Origin of the sequence: Chryseobacterium hilariae (genome assembly GCF_051400735.1) — a bacterium.
Lineage (GTDB): Bacteria > Bacteroidota > Bacteroidia > Flavobacteriales > Weeksellaceae > Chryseobacterium.
In genome coordinates, this window is sequence record NZ_JBLFFJ010000001.1 from 1,360,115 (window position 1) to 1,375,124 (window position 15,010).

Annotated in this window: 16 protein-coding genes; 11 read left to right on the forward strand and 5 right to left on the reverse strand. The window is 37.6% G+C overall.

From position 1 onward, the window contains the following. Window positions 1-33 precede the first annotated feature (33 nt). Window positions 34-378, reverse strand: a complete 345-nt coding sequence (locus ACMGDK_RS06195) for a TfoX/Sxy family protein (protein WP_436807134.1) — start codon at window positions 376-378, stop codon at window positions 34-36. Between the two features lie 300 nt (window positions 379-678). Between ACMGDK_RS06195 and ACMGDK_RS06200 the strand changes: the two genes are divergently transcribed. Both ACMGDK_RS06200 and ACMGDK_RS06205 read left to right on the forward strand, forming a co-directional pair. Further along, window positions 679-1,119, forward strand: a complete 441-nt coding sequence (locus ACMGDK_RS06200; RefSeq protein ID WP_436807135.1) for a MarR family winged helix-turn-helix transcriptional regulator — start codon at window positions 679-681, stop codon at window positions 1,117-1,119. Between the two features lie 5 nt (window positions 1,120-1,124). Next, window positions 1,125-3,539: a TonB-dependent receptor domain-containing protein gene (locus ACMGDK_RS06205; RefSeq protein ID WP_436807136.1), complete on the forward strand. Its 2,415-nt coding sequence runs from the start codon at window positions 1,125-1,127 to the stop codon at window positions 3,537-3,539. A 101-nt stretch (window positions 3,540-3,640) separates the two neighbouring features. Here the strand turns inward: ACMGDK_RS06205 and ACMGDK_RS06210 are convergent, their stop codons facing one another. Continuing rightward, a complete protein-coding gene (locus ACMGDK_RS06210; protein WP_436807137.1) occupies window positions 3,641-5,920 on the reverse strand; it encodes a polyribonucleotide nucleotidyltransferase in 2,280 nt (759 codons plus the stop codon). 450 nt (window positions 5,921-6,370) lie between these two features. On the opposite strand from ACMGDK_RS06210, the gene ACMGDK_RS06215 reads away from it, so the two are divergent. Continuing rightward, window positions 6,371-7,792, forward strand: coding sequence for a sugar MFS transporter (locus tag ACMGDK_RS06215; protein WP_436807138.1), 1,422 nt, complete (start codon window positions 6,371-6,373; stop codon window positions 7,790-7,792). Window positions 7,793-7,930: 138 nt separating this feature from the next. Further along, complete coding sequence (locus ACMGDK_RS06220) at window positions 7,931-8,290, forward strand: DUF4260 domain-containing protein (protein ID WP_436807139.1); 360 nt, start codon at window positions 7,931-7,933, stop codon at window positions 8,288-8,290. Between the two features lie 54 nt (window positions 8,291-8,344). Here ACMGDK_RS06220 and rpsO read toward each other — a convergent pair whose 3' ends face one another. Then, window positions 8,345-8,614 carry a 30S ribosomal protein S15 gene (rpsO, locus tag ACMGDK_RS06225; protein WP_034704056.1) on the reverse strand — a complete coding sequence of 90 codons (270 nt, stop codon included), beginning with the start codon at window positions 8,612-8,614 and terminating at the stop codon, window positions 8,345-8,347. 174 nt (window positions 8,615-8,788) lie between these two features. Between rpsO and ACMGDK_RS06230 the strand changes: the two genes are divergently transcribed. The 7 genes from ACMGDK_RS06230 (at window position 8,789) to ACMGDK_RS06260 (ending at window position 12,734) form a co-directional block, all read left to right on the forward strand. Next, window positions 8,789-9,340, forward strand: coding sequence for a pyruvate decarboxylase (locus ACMGDK_RS06230; protein ID WP_436807140.1), 552 nt, complete (start codon window positions 8,789-8,791; stop codon window positions 9,338-9,340). Window positions 9,341-9,772: 432 nt separating this feature from the next. Further along, window positions 9,773-9,925 (forward strand): bacteriocin-like protein, encoded by a 153-nt coding sequence (locus ACMGDK_RS06235; RefSeq protein ID WP_436807141.1) that lies wholly within the window; start codon window positions 9,773-9,775, stop codon window positions 9,923-9,925. A gap of 37 nt (window positions 9,926-9,962) precedes the next feature. Further along, window positions 9,963-10,106, forward strand: coding sequence for a bacteriocin-like protein (locus ACMGDK_RS06240; RefSeq protein ID WP_436807142.1), 144 nt, complete (start codon window positions 9,963-9,965; stop codon window positions 10,104-10,106). Window positions 10,107-10,142: 36 nt separating this feature from the next. Further along, window positions 10,143-10,286 carry a bacteriocin-like protein gene (locus ACMGDK_RS06245; protein WP_157963373.1) on the forward strand — a complete coding sequence of 48 codons (144 nt, stop codon included), beginning with the start codon at window positions 10,143-10,145 and terminating at the stop codon, window positions 10,284-10,286. 28 nt (window positions 10,287-10,314) lie between these two features. Then, window positions 10,315-10,479: a bacteriocin-like protein gene (locus ACMGDK_RS06250; protein WP_436807143.1), complete on the forward strand. Its 165-nt coding sequence runs from the start codon at window positions 10,315-10,317 to the stop codon at window positions 10,477-10,479. A 172-nt stretch (window positions 10,480-10,651) separates the two neighbouring features. Further along, window positions 10,652-11,974, forward strand: coding sequence for a magnesium transporter (gene mgtE, locus ACMGDK_RS06255; RefSeq protein ID WP_307210379.1), 1,323 nt, complete (start codon window positions 10,652-10,654; stop codon window positions 11,972-11,974). Window positions 11,975-11,996: 22 nt separating this feature from the next. Continuing rightward, window positions 11,997-12,734, forward strand: a complete 738-nt coding sequence (locus tag ACMGDK_RS06260) for an ABC transporter substrate-binding protein (RefSeq protein ID WP_436807144.1) — start codon at window positions 11,997-11,999, stop codon at window positions 12,732-12,734. Window positions 12,735-13,072: 338 nt separating this feature from the next. On the opposite strand, the gene ACMGDK_RS06265 is transcribed toward ACMGDK_RS06260, so the two are convergent. Then, the gene (locus ACMGDK_RS06265) at window positions 13,073-13,522 is read right to left on the reverse strand and encodes a GAF domain-containing protein (RefSeq protein ID WP_436807145.1); all 450 of its coding nucleotides are present in this window, start codon (window positions 13,520-13,522) and stop codon (window positions 13,073-13,075) included. A gap of 12 nt (window positions 13,523-13,534) precedes the next feature. Next, window positions 13,535-14,962 carry a TonB-dependent receptor gene (locus ACMGDK_RS06270; RefSeq protein ID WP_111956088.1) on the reverse strand — a complete coding sequence of 476 codons (1,428 nt, stop codon included), beginning with the start codon at window positions 14,960-14,962 and terminating at the stop codon, window positions 13,535-13,537. Window positions 14,963-15,010 lie beyond the last annotated feature (48 nt).

The following is a 15,010-nucleotide window of genomic DNA, read 5'->3' on the forward strand; positions in this document are numbered from 1 at the left end:
TGAATGAATTTTAAAATGTCAGGAATATTAAGATTATTTTTTCTTTGAAGCTTTGGCTGTAGAATTATAATCCAGACATATTTTAATCCAGTATTCAAAATCATCAGGCTTTTGAAAACCTGCAGGTTCCACGTAACAATATCCTTTAAGCTGCTTTCCTTTCATGATCATCGGAAGAAAGCCGGTTCTTTCCGAAACTTCCTCTTCCAGATCAGGATGATAACGGCACATCAGATTATCATGGCTTACATTAATGCACATTTTACCATTCACCAAAAATGATAATCCGCTGAACATTTTCTTCTCCCTGATCTTAAGATCCGGGAACTCTGAAAGTCGTTCACGAACTCTGTCTGCAAGTTCAATACTGTAAGCCATAAAAATAATTTTATAGTTTAAATTTAGACAAAAAAACACCTTAAGCAAAGCATTTTTTTTCATTTCCAATCGCCATTAAACTCATAAATATTGAGTCTTTCTGCCCTTTTTATTGTCGTAATTTATCGTTTCCAATTCACCGTTATGGCGGCAAACCCTATTCAATTTCTAGAAACTAGTTACAGCCTTTTTTTGCCTTTTGAAAAATATTTTTAAAGCTCTGTAACAAAATAAAAAGTTTCATAACAAATTAATTGATATATCAATAATTGATTAGTCATTTATTTAAATAATGAAAACATGGAAAAATTAAATTCAATCATCTTCTACAATATAGATAAAGCGATCAGATCATACAGAAACTATGCACAGCGCCAGCTTAAGTCTAATGGATTTACAATTACCATTGACCAATGGCTGATCATCAAAGCAGTTCTGGAAAATCCGGGCATTACACAGAACGAAATCGGGGATCTGGTCTTTAAGGATAATGCCTCGGTGACAAGAATTATTGATCTTATGGTAAAGTCGGAATATGTGATTCGCCATATCCATACTGAAGACCGCAGGAAAACAAATCTTGAGGTAACAGAATCCGGAATAAAGATCATCAGAGATGTACAAAAAATTGTAGAAGACAACAGAAAAAAAGCCTTAAACAACGTGACTAAAGAAGAGCTGGAAATCATGAATAAAGCCCTGCTCAAAATATCAGAAAACTGTATCAATCCTAAAAAATAAACACAATGGCCAGACTATTTTTACTTCTATTGGCATGGATGCTGACTTTCTTCAGCAACCTGCTTTCAGCACAGACTGTGCAAAATTTTTCATTATCGGGAAATATCAACGGAGAGAAAACCGAGCAAATGGAAATCAACCTTTTTGATTCCGGAAATGCATTGGTTAAAACAGAAATTGCAGATCCAGGCGGAAAATTCAGCTTTAATGATCTTAAAACAGGAAATTACCGGTTAAAGATCAACAAGAACGGCAGTGAGATCTATCAGTCTGATAATATCCAGATAGCGGAAAATAAGACACTCGCTCCTATTGATCTGAATATAAAATCCATCGAAGGGGTGACGATCACCAAAACAAAGCCTTATATCGAACGTCAGGACGGAAAAATGATCCTTAACGTTGAAAACAGTATCGCCAGCACCGGCAATTCTGCTTTTGAGGTCCTGGAAAAAGCTCCGGGAGTGAATGTGGACAGCAATGACAACATCAGCCTCAGAGGAAAGGGAAATCTTCTGGTACAGATTGACGGTAAAAATACACCGATGACAGGGGCGGATCTGGCGGCTTATCTGCGTGGAATTCCATCATCAACGGTAGAGAAGATAGAATTCATTACCAATCCTTCTTCAAAGTATGATGCGGCGGGAACTTCCATCATCAATATCAAATTGAAGAAAGACCAGCGAAAAGGGACAAACGGAAGCATTTCAACCGCTCTGGGAACTGGAAAGTTCATCAAAAACAACAACAGCTTCAGCATTAACCACCGGAATAAAAAGGTAAATATTTTTGCCAATTACAGCTTTGCCTACAGGGAATTTTACAACCACCTGGTGCTGGACAGGAATTTTTATACCAACAGCACTTTTGATAAGGCCTATATTCAGGATAATTTTTTGAAATTCAACTTCAGGAACCACATCGCCAAGACAGGAATGGATTATTATATGAATGATAAAAATGTCCTGGGATTCTCTGTAGGTTTTGTGAGCAATAGATTTGATCCGAAAGGGGACAATTCAAGTTTAATACTGGGCAATGACCATCTGCCTAACGGAAGCTTCACGACACAGAACCGCTCTCATGACCACTGGAAAAATATTTCGTTCAACCTGAACCATAAATACACTATTGATTCATTGGGCTCAGAGATCACCACAGATTTTGACTTTATCAATTATTCAAATACTTCCCTGCAGAATTTTGAAACGAGAAGGTACGCAAAATCCGGAAGCCTGGATAATCTTGACATTCTGCAAGGCGATATTGATGGGAATCTGAATATCTATTCTTTAAAATCTGACCTGACTAAAAACCTGAAAAAGAGCTGGAAATTGGAAACCGGTATCAAAACAAGCTTCGTAAAAGCCGATAATGACCTGAAATTCTTCAATGCAAGCTCGGGAGTTCCGGAACTGGATATCAACAAGACGAATCATTTTATCTACGAAGAAAATATTAATGCTGCGTATGGAAATGTTTCCAAAAAATGGGAAAAATACAGTGCCACATTCGGCTTGAGAGTTGAAAATACCAACGTAACAGGAACTCAGCTTACGACCAATCAGGTAAACAAAAAGAATTATACTCAGCTGTTTCCAAGTGCCGTTTTTTCCTATGATGTAAGTGATAAAAGTAACCTGGAAATCAATTTCAGCCGTAGGATTACAAGGCCCAGCTATAATCAGTTAAATCCTTTTAAATTCTATCTTGATCCTACTACTTACAAAGCCGGAAACCCGGAACTGAATCCGCAAACCACGATGAACTATGAGCTGACTTACAGCCTGAACAGTAAGTATTTTGCTACATTAAGCTATAGTAAAACAGATAACAACATTACGGATGTCATCAAACCTGTATTTGAAAACGGAGAAAATATTACCGTCCAGACCAATGAAAATTTAAGTTCAGCGTCCTATTTCGGGCTTTATTTAATTGCACCTGTGAAAGTGACCAAATGGTGGGATATGAATAACAGCGCCAATTTCTACTACGGATCTTATACCGGAAATGTTTCGGGAACGCAGATCAATAACAAAGGAAATTTTACTTTCAATCTCAACAGTATCAATTCATTTAAACTTGGGAATGGTTTCACCGCTGAGCTTACCGGAAATTACAGGGCAAGAGAAGTTTATGCTTATATGGATGTAAAGCCGAACTGGTATGTGAACATCGGGGCTCAGAAGAAATTCAAAAATAACAGCGTATTGAAATTTTCCTTCAATGATATGTTCTTTACAAGCAATCCGAAAGCACAGACCACCTTTACTAATTATGTAGAAAACTTTGTGGTAAAAAGAGATTCGCGTGTGGCAACAATTTCCTATACTTATAATTTTGGCTCATCTAAAAACGGACAGCCAAGAAAAACGGGCGGTGCGGATGATCTGAAGCAGAGAATCGGAGCCTGATGAAATTATAACTGCTAAAGATATCTTATCATTACTACTTTTTATGATAACAAAAAAATCCCTCAAAAATGAGGGATTTTATTTATATCTAAAGATTAATCTTAAGCTTCAGTAGAAGGGTTTTGATCTCCGGCAGGTCTTTCCTCTTCCGGTCTTGTATTCTCTTCTCTTCTTGCCGGTCTGTCTGGTCTACCCTGGCCTTCCGGTCTTCTGTCACCTTGTGGTCTGTCCTGGCCTTCTGGTCTTGGTTTAGATTCAGGTTTTGCAGGTCTTGGCAAAAGAACTTTTCTTGAAAGTTTCATTTTCTTACGGTCATCGTAACCCATGAACTTCACTTCTACTTCATCACCTTCGTTATAAGGTACTTTATCTAAACGAGCCCACTCAATTTCAGAAATGTGAAGAAGTCCTTCAGTCCCTTTTGCAATCGCTACGAAAGCTCCGAAATCCATTACTTTCACCACTTTTCCTTGGTACACTTCACCTACTACAGGAACAAATGTAATCTCGTTGATTCTGGCGATCGCTGCATTGATTTTCTCTCTGCTTACACCAGAAATCTCAATTCTTCCGATTTCTCCTACTTCTTCAATAGCAATAACAGTATCTGTATCTTTTTGAAGTTGCTGAATGATTTTTCCACCAGGTCCTATCACAGCACCAATGAAATCTTTAGAGATCTCAAGCATTACCATTTTCGGAGCGTGTGGTTTCACATCTTCTCTTGGAGCAGAAATAGTTTCATTTAATTTATCTAAGATATGAAGTCTTCCGTTTCTTGCCTGTAGAAGAGCTTTTTCCATGATATCCATAGAAAGCCCCTGGATTTTGATATCCATCTGACAAGCAGTGATACCGTCTGCAGTTCCCGTTACTTTAAAGTCCATGTCTCCCAGGTGATCTTCATCTCCTAAGATATCAGAAAGAACAGTGAATTTTCCGGTTTTAACGTCTGTTACCAATCCCATTGCAATACCAGAAACAGGTTTTGCAATCTGAATACCAGCATCCATCAATGCTAAAGTTCCGGCACAAACAGTGGCCATAGAAGATGAACCGTTTGATTCTAAAATATCAGAAACGATACGGATCGTGTAAGGATTTTCTTCAGGAATCATGTTTGCCAAAGCTCTCTGAGCCAGGTTTCCATGTCCTACTTCTCTTCTTGAAGTTCCTCTTAAAGGTCTTGCTTCACCTGTTGAGAACGGCGGGAAGTTATAATGTAAGAAAAATCTTTCGTCATAGTTTACCATCACACTGTCTACCATGTTCGCATCTTTCACTGAACCTAGCGTTACCGCTGTTAAAGACTGAGTTTCACCTCTTGTGAAGATTGCAGAACCGTGAGCTCCCGGTAAATAATCAATTTCGCTCCAGATTGGACGAATGGTTTCAGGATCACGACCATCAAGACGGATTTTATCATTCAAAATCATCTGACGCATCGCTTCTTTTTCCACATCGTGGTAATATACTTTAGCGAAAGGGGTTACTCTTTCTAATTCTTCAGCATTATCAACATATTGAGCTAAAAATTCATCCAGAACAGCTTTGAATTTTTCACCTCTTTCTTCTTTTCCTGAAGGAGTTTTCGCTACTTCATATACTTTATCATATGTTTCTTTCCACACTTTCTCACGGATAGCTTCATCGTGATTTTCGTGGCTGTATTCTCTTTTTGGGAATGATTTACCTACCTTTTCAGCTAATCTTTCCTGAGCTTCAACCTGTTTTTTGATTTCTACATGAGCGAATTGGATAGCTTCAAGCATTTCCTGCTCAGAGATTTCTTTCATCTCCCCTTCTACCATTACGATAGAATCTTTAGTTGCTCCCACCATGATGTCAAGGTCAGCAATTTTAAGATCTTCAAATTTAGGGTTGATAGAAAGCTCACCGTTGATTCTTACGACTCTTACTTCAGACATCGGCCCGTTGAAAGGGATATCTGTAATAGCAATTGCTGCAGATGCTGCAAGACCTGCTAAATCGTCAGGAATTGACTGTCCGTCATAAGAAATTAATGAAATCATTACCTGAACTTCAGCATGGAAATCTTCAGGGAATAATGGTCTAAGAACTCTGTCTACCAAACGCATTGTCAGGATCTCCTGATCGGACGGTCTAGCTTCTCTTCTAAAAAAGTTTCCAGGAATTTTTCCTCCTGCGTAAAATTTTTCTCTGTAATCTACAGTTAAGGGTAGAAAATCTACTCCGTCTTTTGCTTCTTTACTGGCTACAACAGTTGCTAAAAGCATTGTTCCGCCCATTTTTACGACTACAGAACCATCAGCCTGTTTTGCTAATTTTCCTGTTTCAATTGTGATTTCTCTGCCGTCTGCAAGAATAATCGTTTCTGTAATTGCTTGAGGTATACTCATAAATTGTTTTGTGTTGCACTCCGTATTGAGTGCTTTAATTATTGATATTTCGTCTAAATTTTCGTGTGCAAATATACCATATAATAATGAGATATTAAATTTTCAGTCTCAGAAATACAACTCATAATCGTAAGATTTACCCTCTTTTTTTGTCAAAGATGTAAAAATTACTGTCGGGATATTTAACCTATTCATTATTCAGAATGATAAAAAAAGTTTTTTTAAAAGAAAATTGATTATTAAATCCTGTTGTTTTCGTATTATTGTCTCAAAAAGTGTAAATAATATTTCTACAACATTCAGATACGTTTCGCCTAAAGAAAAGTCATCTGAAATGTTGCAGACAAATAGATCACTGCCTTATATTTGCCAAGCTTCTCAAAATATGTATGCAGCAGACGAAACAACTGAAAAGAGCTTAATCGTTCTTTTTCAAATAAATAAATGTTTATGATCAATAAAGAAGTAAAAACACAGAGCAGGAATTACACAGTTCCTTTAATCACAATCACCCTGCTCTTTTTTATGTGGGGATTCATTACCTGTATGAATGATATTCTGATCCCTTATCTGAAACAGCTTTTCAAACTCACCTTTTTCGAATCGATGCTGGTACAGTTCTGTTTTTTCGGGGCTTATTTTATCGGTTCCCTGATCTATTTTCTGATCTCGATTTCAAAAGGAGATCCTATCAATAAAGCAGGCTACAAGAAAGGGATCATGTTCGGTATTTTTCTGGCTGCCTTTGGGTGTGTCTTATTTTATCCGGCAGCAACTTTTTCTTATTATCCACTATTCCTGGGAGCTTTGTTTATCCTGGGACTAGGCTTTACAGTACTTCAGATTACGGCCAATGCCTATGTTTCATTACTCGGCAGCGAAGAATCTGCTTCCAGCCGACTGAATATGACCCAGGCTTTCAATGCTTTCGGAACAACGATCGCGCCGGTACTTGGGGGCCATCTCATCTTTGAATTCTTCTCAGCTCCGGACGGATCGTTCAGTGCAGTCGCTACCAGAATTCCTTACCTGATTTTTGCAGGTATCCTGTTATTGGTTGCGTTATTAATTTCGAGGGTAAGGCTGCCTTCTTTCCAGACCCAGGAAGAAGAAATCGTAAAAGGATGGGGAGCTCTTCAGTTCAGTCATCTGAAATTTGGTGTTTTTGCCATGTTCTGCTATGTAGGCGGAGAAGTAGCGGTGGGAAGCTTTATCATCAGCTTTCTTGAACAGCCTCAGATCATGGGCCTTAATGAGATCATCAGCAAAAATTATCTTTCTCTTTATTGGGGCGGAGCGATGATCGGACGTTTTCTCGGGGCAATTTCTTTAAACCAGTCATTGAGTCAGAGTAAAAAAGCAGTCTATATGTTGGGTGCAGCTGCTGCTGTTTTCCTGGTTATTTTCAGTATTGTAGACCTAAGCTTTGCCCAGATTAGCTTTTTCCTTGTATTTATTGCACTTAATTTTGTAGCTTTCTTTATTGGTAAAGCTGCTCCGGCAAGAACATTATCTATTTTTGCAGCCATCAATGTCGTTCTTCTTATTTCTGCAATGGTGAATCACGGTGAGCTGGCGATGTACAGCATTTTAGGAATCGGAATCTTTAATTCAATTATGTTTTCCAATATTTATACTCTTGCTATTTCAGGTTTGGGTAAATATACCAGCCAGGGATCTTCTTTGGTGGTAATGGCCATATTGGGTGGTGCTATTGTACCTATTTTCCAGGGTTACCTTGCCGATCAGCTGGGAGTACAGCATTCTTTTATTATTCCTGTATTCTGTTATCTTGTGATTCTTATCTTTGGAGCGTATTGCAGTAAGTATTTAGGGCATGTGGAAAGCGCTGAAGCAAAATCCGGACACTAGGAAATATTTTTACACAGAATTTAATTAATAATTTAAAGTGGGATGTTTAAAAACGTCTCACTTTTGTTTTTAAATCCAATTTAAACTGTAACTTTTACATTGAGTCAGACACCTATCACATAATCAATACTTTTTGTTATGAAAATTCAATTACAGCTGGAATATTTTGCTTTTTTATTACTGGGTATATTTGCTTTTAGCCAGACAGGGCTTTCCTGGTGGTGGTTTGCCGGGCTATTCCTGGCTCCGGACATTTCCATGCTAGGGTATGTTTTCAATAATAAAACAGGAGCATTTTTCTATAACTTATTTCATCATCTTGGTTTGGCTGTCATCATATACCTTGCCGGAACTGCCCTTTCTCTTTCCTATCTCCAGATGGCGGGAGCAATACTTTTTGTACATTCGGCATTTGACAGGATACTAGGTTATGGATTAAAATATCCGGACAGTTTTCAGAATACACATTTGGGGAAAATTGGAAAAGAAAAACAATAGGAACAAAAAAAGCAACCTCTTTCGAAGTTGCTTTTATTTGAAAATCTCTGTAGATTATTTTCTTAAACCTAGTTCAGCGATGATAGCTCTGTATCTTGTAATATCTTTTTTCTTAAGATAATCCAATAAGCTTTTTCTCTTACCTACCAATTTCACTAGAGATCTCTCTGTGTTGAAATCATGACGGTTAGCCTTTAAATGCTGAGATAAGTGGTTGATTCTGAAAGTGAAAAGAGCTACTTGTCCTTCAGCACTTCCTGTGTCCTGTGCAGATTTTCCATGTTTTGCGAAAATTTCTGCTTTTTTTTCTGTTGTTAAGTACATTCCAATATTGTTTAATGATTATTATGTAACGGGTGCAAAATTACGACTATTTTTTGATTCTGCAAACATTATCGATTTCATTTATTGATTTTGATAGAAAAAAATGTTAAAAATTTCTTAATAAATTGTATGTCATCCGGTGAAAAGGCAGTAATTTTGCATACGAATTACACAATGAGAAAATTTATATTTTTTACAGCTGTTGGAACTTTTTTACTGGTCGGTTTTATTTCGGTAAAAGCGCAGAAAAATGCCGACAACAAGACAAAAAAGATCCTATACTTCAATCCCGAGGTAGAACCTGACATTGAGGAGATCAAAGAGCCTACAAATCTCGCTTTTTTCAGTGCCGTTTCTGATAATTTCAGCGGAAGAAAGAATAAAATACTCAGAGCCGAGGTGCAGATCCCTTTCGACAGCGTTGAAAAACAAACCATCACCGATTACTGTGTCAATAACGACGCTGATTTCGCCATTGTTCCCAAAGTAAGGTATTTCAAAGTAGGCATCGGTAAATATGTGTTTTCCAACCAGGTTGTAGTAAGCATGAAGCTTTTTGATGCAGGAGGAAATCTGGTAACGGAAACCGATTATGATACTTACCGGAAAAATATGCGTCTTTTAGGTTCCACCGAAAATTCTATTAAAATAGGAACTGACGGGGCGATCAAGGGGATTTTGAAAAAACTCAGAAAACTTAAGTCTTCAACCGGAGCAGAGTTATAAGAGTGAATGGTCAATTTTGCTACGCAAGTCAATTGTCAATTATTACGATCAAAAAATCCACCCATTGACAATTCACAATTCCTTATGTGAATGGGCCATTTTGCTACGCAAGTCAATTGTTAATGGATAAGCTAAGCAGTGAATTTCACCATTGAGAATTCACAATTCACAAACTATATCTCTAATGGTCATTGGTCAATTTGCTCCGCTATCAATTTTTAGCACATAATTAATTTCAGAACTAACGATTCACTTGCGTAGCAAAACTCACCATTCACAATTCACTTCCCCAGTATTTTTTTCTATTTACATTTTTAATAAAAACTGAGAAACATCCAGAACAAACTGATTACTAGATAAATATTTTCACCAATAGATGAATAATTAAATATTTTTTACTATTTTAGTTTTACAAATTAAAACTTATATAATATGAAAAATTTAAAGAAGCTTAACAGAGAGCAACAAAAACAAATTAATGGAGGTGCTATTAACAGATGTAACAATATCAACAGACCCTGCTCTATAGGATGGTGCTGCAACGGAGTATGCTCACCTTATGCATGTATTGATCCTGAGCTTTAAGTATTAGATCTTTTATCTTAATGATTAATCTATTGATATGAAAAATCTAAAGAAATTGAACAGAGAGCAGCAAAGCCAGATCAATGGCGGGACTATCGCAAGATGCAGCTTAACCAGACCATGCACCGTTGGACGGTGTTGTGATGGAGTATGTAGCCCACAAGCATGTATTGAATTCTAAGAGTCTTATCTTTTATCGAACTAAAAAATATTTATCATGAAAAATTTAAAGAAACTCAACAGAGAACAGCAAAGAAAAATCAACGGAGGAGCTATTGAAAGATGCAGCGCAACCAGACCATGTTTTATTGGTTTCTGCTGCCGGGGAGTGTGTATGGAATATGACTGTATCGAAGAATAAATCAGTTTTTACTTAATACAAAATATCCATGAAAAAATTAAAAAAGCTCACCAGAAAACAGCAGCAGCAGATCAACGGTGGTCAATTGATCAGAAAATGTCAGGACCATACCCAATGTGAATTTGGGGAATGCTGTGACGGAGGCATGTGTATGCCTTCTCCATACCCTTTATGCGGACCTATTCTTGAATAATATAGGTATTTATGAATTAAATTTAATTTTTGAACATCCGCTCCGGCGGGTGTTTTTTATTTCCAAAAAGATGGTCTGCTCCATTTTAATGTTTTATTAATCTTAATTTTGCGTCTTTCCTTCATAGTCTTAAATTTTTGAATTATTTTTGCATATCCAAAAAATTCACGTTTTGAATTCCAGAGACGAACTTATCTTTAATCCTGCCGATATAGCCGAAACTCTTAGCAACCTTCCTGCTGATGAGAGGCTTTTGGCATTTTTAAAAGTTCCGAAAGAATATAAAGCGGAGGTTTTTTCCCATCTTGATCCTGATTTCCAGGAAGAAACGATCAGAAGTATCGGAAGCGAAGAAGTTTCCGAAATCCTGAACGGAATGACTCCGGATGACAGGACCTCTCTTTTTGAGGACTTTCCGGATGAGCTTATCAAGTATTCCATCAATCACCTTAATCCCCAGGAAAGAAGGATTGCCCTGAAGCTTCTTGGCTACAACTCAGATTCCATTGCCCGTCTGATGACGCCTTACTACATTCAGATCCGTAAAGAATGGACGGTAAAAAGATGCCTTCAGCAGATCAAAAAAGTCGGAAAAAGGGTAGAAACCATGAACCATCTTTATGTAGTGGATGAAAGGAACCGCCTGATTGATGATATTGCTTTAGGAAGTCTACTGCTAGCAGAAGAGGATACTTTGATCTCGGATATGACGGACAATCATTTCGTAGCAATCATGACAACCACTTCAAAGGAGGATGCAGTAACTTATTTTGAAAAATATGACCGGACTGCCCTTCCCATCATTACAGAAGCCGGTGTCCTTGTAGGTATTGTAACTATTGATGATATTCTTGACCAGATAGAACAGCAGAATACGGAAGATATTCAGAAATTCGGAGGTCTTGAAGCATTAGATGATCCTTATACACAGACTTCACTGATGGAAATGATCAAAAAGAGGGGCACGTGGCTGATTATTCTTTTCTTTTCGGAAATGCTGACCGCTTCTGCGATGGGCTATTTTGAAGATGAAATTCAGAAAGCTGTTGTACTTGCTTTATTTGTACCATTAATTATTTCCAGTGGAGGAAATTCCGGTTCTCAGGCAGCAACCCTTATTATCCGGGCTATGGCTCTTCAGGAAATCGGCCTGAAAGACTGGTGGTATGTAATGAAAAAAGAGATCTTTACCGGGCTCGCTCTGGGTAGTATTCTCGGTGTTATTGGCTTTTTAAGGATTATGGTATGGCATGAAGCAGGATTTTTCAATTATGGAATGTACTGGCCATACGTAGGCTTAAGCGTAGGGGTTTCTCTTGTGATGATCGTTCTTTGGGGCACACTCTCAGGATCAATGGTTCCTTTTATCCTGAAAAAACTGAACCTCGACCCTGCTACTTCTTCCGCGCCTTTCGTGGCAACTTTGGTGGATGTTACCGGACTTATTATTTATTTTTCTGTCGCCGGACTTTTCCTGACAGGAAAACTTTTGTAATTTAGGCAGACAAAGTCTGAATATGAAAGTTGTTTCTTTAGTCCCCTCTATTACAGAGGCTTTATTTGATCTTGGTCTTACTGAAAATGAAGTTATCGGCAGGACAAAATTCTGTATCCACCCTGAAAACAAAGTAAAGAATGTTCCGGTTATCGGCGGAACAAAAAATATCAATATTGATAAGATCAGGGCATTGAAGCCGGATCTCATTCTGGCCAATAAAGAGGAAAATGTCAAAGAACAGGTAGAAGCACTGATGGCTGATTTTAAAGTCATCGTTACTAATGTAGAGACCATTGAAGACAATTATTACCTTCTTAAAACACTCGGAAATCTCTTTAATAAAGAAGAAAGAGCACAACAGTTCAATCTCAAAATCTATGAGGTTTTAGAGCCAGCAAAACTCGATTCAACAGTAAAAGCAGCTTATCTCATCTGGAAAAATCCTTATATGACCATCGGTTCGGATACTTTTATCCACAGAATTCTGTCAGAGATTGGTTTTGAAAATATTTTTAAAAACAGAACCCGTTATCCTGAGATTCAAATGGAAGATCTTGCTGAAGCGGAAGTCATTATGCTTTCTTCTGAGCCCTTCCCTTTCAAAGAAAAACATATTGAGGAAATGAAGGCTTTTTATCCTGACAAAAAGATCATGATTGTGGATGGAGAAGCCTTTTCATGGTATGGAACGCATATTGCAAAATGCGGGGATTATTTTAAAGAATTATTAGCTGAAATTCATGCGATGCAACGTTAATATTTTTAACCACAAAAGAAGAAAATTTTAAACATTTAAGTCCTATAAGCTGTAATAAAAACTGCATAAAAGAGCACATAAGTTCTCCGAAAATCTTTGATTTTCATCTGGGAAAAATTCGTCTGAGGGCTCAGAATTCCCTCTCGCGGAGGGGATGGCGAAAATTTAGAGAATTTTTGACGGGGTGGTTAAAAAAGAATCTTCCATATTTCTCAGCAATCTCCTGAACCAACCAATTGGTGGCTTTGAGAACCCCAGTCACCAATTGAATGTAAATGCAACAAAAAAGCCCCGATTTACACCGGAGCTTATATTTATATTTCGAATTGAAATTTCAATTACAGAATCTTGGATACTTCATTACAAAGCCATTCCAAAAGTTCACGGTCCTCAGCTGTAAAAGGATCTACAGTGTGGGAATCGATATCAATCTGACCCACATTCTGACCGTCTTTGAAAATCGGAACTACGATCTCAGCTTTTGTATCAATTGAGCAGCTTAGATAATTACTTTCCTGATGAACATCCGGAACTACAAATGTTTCATTGGAAACAGCAACCTGTCCGCAGATTCCTTTTCCGTAAGGAATGATGGTGTGATCAGTTGGTGCTCCTACGTAAGGCCCCAGCTTCAACTCATCTTTATCTCCGTTTTTAAAGTAGAATCCTGTCCAGTTGAAGTAAGAAATTTCCTGATCCAGCAGATGACATACCTTCTGAAGCTTTTCTTCTGTATTATGTTTTGGACTTTCAAGAATGGAAGAAAGTCTTTTCTTTATTTCTGACATTTTATTTTGTTTTTAGGAGAATTGTTTGAAGGAAAGCTCTTCTTTATAGCCGAACATTCCACGTTCTTTTATCATTTCTGCCACACCTTCAGGAACCTGGTTTTCCCAGCCTTTAACGCAGCATGCAATTTTTCTTAATATTTCTCTGGAATAAATTTCCAGGAACTCCGGATTATGATTGGTAATATCTACAATACGGTTGTTGTGTTTGAAATATTTGTACAGCTCTTTTAAGTTTTCTTCTACTTTAAGATTTGAAGAATCCAGCAATTCATGAGTTTCAGGGTCTTTGTAAGGATAAAGGTACACCCTCATCCCGTTTCTGAAGAACTTCCCGAATGCTTCAAGAATTCCACCCGAAAGGTCTTTGTAATATTTCTCGTCAAATACCATCAGAAGATTATTTACGCCCATTGCAACACCAATATCCCCGCTCGTATAGGAAGCAAAATAATCGATCAGCCTGTAGTATTCCGAGAAATTGGAAATAATAACGGTATATCCTAATTTACCAAGAATATCCACCCTGTCCATAAAATCCCTCTCATCAATATCTCCATCCGCCCTAAGGTTTGAAATAGTGATCTCAATAAGCACTTCTGTTTCTTCATGGGTACAGGTTGCATCTTTCTGGAACATCTCAAGGCCGTTTTTAAGCATATCGATATTCACCTTCGTTACAGGCCTGAAACTTCCTCTTACCGCGAATATATTTTTCTTGTATAAAACATCGGCAGGCAGCATATTGCTTCCCTGGGAATTGAAGATCACCGCATCTGTCATTCCGTGCTTCACAAGCTGTAGCGACATCAGTCGGTTGTCAACATAGTCAAAAGCAGGACCGCTGAAATCGATCATATCAATTTCAAGACCGTCTTTTGCAATGTCGTCGTATAAAGATTCAATTAAATTTCTGGGATTGTCATAGTAATGGAAAGCTCCGAAGATAAGGTTTACCCCAAGATTTCCTAAGGTTTCCTGTTGTAACGTAGCATCATTTTCCTTAAATTTTACGTGGATCACGATCTCATTGTAATCTTCGTTTTCCTTTGTCTGGAATCGGATTCCTACCCATCCGTGGCCTTTAAGCGTTTTGTCGAAATTAATGGTAGTTACCGTGTTCGCATAAGAGAAAAATTTTCTATTGGGATTATTTTCCCTTGAAATTCTTTCTTCAATTAACGCAACTTCATAACGGAGCATTTTACGAAGTCTGTTCTGAGTAACATACCTGTTTTTTGCTTCTTTTCCGTAAATGGCATCACTAAAATCTTTGTCATAAGCAGACATCGCCTTAGCAATTGTACCGGAAGCCCCTCCTGCTCTAAAAAAGTGACGAACAGTCTCCTGCCCTGCTCCAATTTCTGCGAAAGTACCATAAATAGTAGGATCTAGATTAATTGTTAATGCTTTTTGTTTAGGAGTTAGTTTCTGATACATTAGGACGTAAAATTTTTCGTAAATTTACCAAAATTAAACCAACCTCAA

Coding starts and splice junctions, on each gene's coding strand:
- ACMGDK_RS06250 (WP_436807143.1), top strand. CDS start 10,315: ATGAAAAAATTAAAAAAGCTCACCAGAAAACAGCAGCAGCAGATCAAC.
- ACMGDK_RS06270 (WP_111956088.1), bottom strand. CDS start 14,962: ATGTATCAGAAACTAACTCCTAAACAAAAAGCATTAACAATTAATCTA.
- ACMGDK_RS06220 (WP_436807139.1), top strand. CDS start 7,931: ATGAAAATTCAATTACAGCTGGAATATTTTGCTTTTTTATTACTGGGT.
- ACMGDK_RS06260 (WP_436807144.1), top strand. CDS start 11,997: ATGAAAGTTGTTTCTTTAGTCCCCTCTATTACAGAGGCTTTATTTGAT.
- ACMGDK_RS06195 (WP_436807134.1), bottom strand. CDS start 378: ATGGCTTACAGTATTGAACTTGCAGACAGAGTTCGTGAACGACTTTCA.
- ACMGDK_RS06240 (WP_436807142.1), top strand. CDS start 9,963: ATGAAAAATCTAAAGAAATTGAACAGAGAGCAGCAAAGCCAGATCAAT.
- ACMGDK_RS06215 (WP_436807138.1), top strand. CDS start 6,371: ATGATCAATAAAGAAGTAAAAACACAGAGCAGGAATTACACAGTTCCT.
- ACMGDK_RS06200 (WP_436807135.1), top strand. CDS start 679: ATGGAAAAATTAAATTCAATCATCTTCTACAATATAGATAAAGCGATC.
- ACMGDK_RS06230 (WP_436807140.1), top strand. CDS start 8,789: ATGAGAAAATTTATATTTTTTACAGCTGTTGGAACTTTTTTACTGGTC.
- ACMGDK_RS06245 (WP_157963373.1), top strand. CDS start 10,143: ATGAAAAATTTAAAGAAACTCAACAGAGAACAGCAAAGAAAAATCAAC.
- rpsO (WP_034704056.1), bottom strand. CDS start 8,614: ATGTACTTAACAACAGAAAAAAAAGCAGAAATTTTCGCAAAACATGGA.
- ACMGDK_RS06205 (WP_436807136.1), top strand. CDS start 1,125: ATGGCCAGACTATTTTTACTTCTATTGGCATGGATGCTGACTTTCTTC.
- ACMGDK_RS06210 (WP_436807137.1), bottom strand. CDS start 5,920: ATGAGTATACCTCAAGCAATTACAGAAACGATTATTCTTGCAGACGGC.
- ACMGDK_RS06265 (WP_436807145.1), bottom strand. CDS start 13,522: ATGTCAGAAATAAAGAAAAGACTTTCTTCCATTCTTGAAAGTCCAAAA.
- ACMGDK_RS06235 (WP_436807141.1), top strand. CDS start 9,773: ATGAAAAATTTAAAGAAGCTTAACAGAGAGCAACAAAAACAAATTAAT.